This is a genomic window from Gluconobacter sp. DsW_058, assembly GCF_002153615.1.
Taxonomy (GTDB): domain Bacteria; phylum Pseudomonadota; class Alphaproteobacteria; order Acetobacterales; family Acetobacteraceae; genus Gluconobacter; species Gluconobacter cerinus.
Map to the genome: position 1 here is coordinate 1 of NZ_JOPH01000027.1, position 1,131 is coordinate 1,131.

Below are 1,131 nucleotides of genomic sequence, written 5' to 3' on the forward strand. Positions count from 1 at the left end.
CTCTTCCTCGAAAGATTGAGTGCGAGCGCGTAGTCATCCACCGGGAGCCCCCCCCCGATCTGCTCAAAACGCAGATCAAAAGTGACCCAAAGAACCGTCAATCAAATCGCCAAAACCCAGAAATTACCGGCCAAGCACATCAATCAACGGTTCTTCGATCCCCCCACGTATCTGTCCCATAAGGTTTCCTTCCACTACCGTGAAAATACTACACCATCAAACCTCGGGACCAAACACATAACAATAGGACACGCTCATTATATGATATTTGGGCGGCTGATGAGGTTGTTAAACTCATCGAGGAAGCTGGAATCTATAAAGAAAAACTTAGATCTGCTTTTGTGGTTAATCGTAAAATCGCAAATACGGCGATAGGCCGAGATGTGAAGGAGGCTCTTTCATCATATTCGGTTCCGGTTTTCACATCGAGCATTACTCAGCGTGTGATTTTCGCTGAGGCTGCTGCTCAGGGAAAATCAGTGCACGAAATAGATCCGCAGAGTTCAGCTGCCATAGAAGTAGACGCTGTTAAAGACGAGTTGATGGGATTTATCAAATGAGCGCAAAAAAAATCCAAATTGGCATGAATCCAACGCACAAAGCAATTTCGTCATCAGCTGATGCTTGGGTCGAAACACGGAAAAACTCAGATGAGCCTGAGGCGATGAAACGACTGACGATTGATGTTCCAGCTAGCTTGCATCGCATGATTAAATCTTCTTGCGCTATGCGTGGGACAAAAATTGCTGATGAGGTCCGTGAACTACTTTTACAGAAATACGGGAATCAGTAAAAACTTATAGTCGTATTTAAGATTTTCTATCTTTCTGGATGGAACGGTGGGGTAAAAGAAACAATAAGATTGTCCATTCGCAAAGCTCCAAAAGCAGAAAGCCACACAGATTTTTTTGTGCCGACTCTTTATGATGTAGGCACAAAGGACTCTCGTAGCATCATGGATGTGGCGGTCTTTCGTTTATCTAAACGAGATCGCCGCGCGGGTGAGGTCATTCACTATGAAATATCACCTGGAGGGATCGAAGAACCTTTGGTTGATGCGCTTGGCTCACGATTTAAGGCTTTTGGCGATTTGATCGACGGTTTTTGGGGTCGCTTTTGATCTGCGTTTTG

Annotated in this window: 2 protein-coding genes; both read left to right on the forward strand. The window is 45.0% G+C overall.

Annotated elements, in window-relative coordinates:
• Nucleotides 1-556 precede the first annotated feature (556 nt).
• Nucleotides 557-793, forward strand: a complete 237-nt coding sequence (locus tag HK24_RS05795) for a hypothetical protein (protein WP_086633685.1) — start codon at nucleotides 557-559, stop codon at nucleotides 791-793.
• 69 nt (nucleotides 794-862) lie between these two features.
• On the forward strand, nucleotides 863-1,120 hold the full coding sequence (locus HK24_RS13820; protein WP_086633686.1) for a hypothetical protein: 258 nt from the start codon (nucleotides 863-865) through the stop codon (nucleotides 1,118-1,120).
• The last annotated feature ends 11 nt before the right edge of the window (nucleotides 1,121-1,131 follow it).

Coding starts and splice junctions, on each gene's coding strand:
- HK24_RS05795 (WP_086633685.1), top strand. CDS start 557: ATGAGCGCAAAAAAAATCCAAATTGGCATGAATCCAACGCACAAAGCA.